At 55.0% G+C, this 723-nt stretch carries 1 protein-coding gene and 1 pseudogene; both read right to left on the bottom strand.

From position 1 onward, the window contains the following. Positions 1-173, bottom strand: a pseudogene (locus K2I50_RS10885) (energy transducer TonB); the annotation flags it as partial. A 2-nt stretch (positions 174-175) separates the two neighbouring features. After that, positions 176-723, bottom strand: a 548-nt coding sequence (locus K2I50_RS09420; RefSeq protein WP_301026066.1) for a radical SAM protein, incomplete at its 5' end; no start/stop codon positions are given.

Here is a 723-nt window from a genome sequence, read left to right as displayed (position 1 = left end):
CGGGCGCGGAGCTGCTGCTCCAAGTAGCGCACCTCGGCTTCGCATTTGGGGCATGTGCCGAGACAGTCGCCCTTGTAGCGACATTCCGAAGTGGCGAACTCGATGCCGTTGGCCTCGGCAATCCGCCGACGTATCTCTTTCAGTATCTTGCAGGTATGTTTTCCTCGTGCCATAGTCAGTGTTTGCGTATTTGATAGGTGAATAAATCGAATCGGTCGAAGCCAAGCGCTTCGAGTGCCTTGCGGCTTTTCTCACGGTCGGCATCGGTATTGGACTCCGGTATCAAGGGGATGCGTACTATGCAGTCATGCTGACGCCCGACATCGGCTATCAGTCGGAGATTGTCGAGGACAAGGCCGTTTGACTGTCCCGTATAGCTGCGGTAAATGTCGGAGTTCACATCCTTGATGTCGATAATCATGGTATTGACCACCGGGAGCAGAGCCTCGATATTGGCCGACGGCACGCAGAGCGATGTCTCCAAATTGAGTTGCCAGCCCTGACCACACAGCTCGCGAAACTCATGGATAAACTGCGCATGCAGACACGGCTCGCCACCGCCGAAAGTCACACCGCCGTTTGTGGCGATGAAATAAAGCTCGTCGATGCGCGTTTCGGCATACAGTTCCTCGGGTGAATATTCACGGAATCGCCCGCCATCACCCAATGACTGCGGATTCAGGCAATAACGGCAACTGAGCGGACAGCCGTGAAATGCCACAA

Origin of the sequence: Muribaculum sp., assembly GCF_029051885.1 — a bacterium.
Lineage (GTDB): Bacteria > Bacteroidota > Bacteroidia > Bacteroidales > Muribaculaceae > Muribaculum.
The sequence above is the reverse complement of the archived record's forward strand: the minus strand, read 5'-3'. Positions and strand labels throughout refer to the sequence as shown.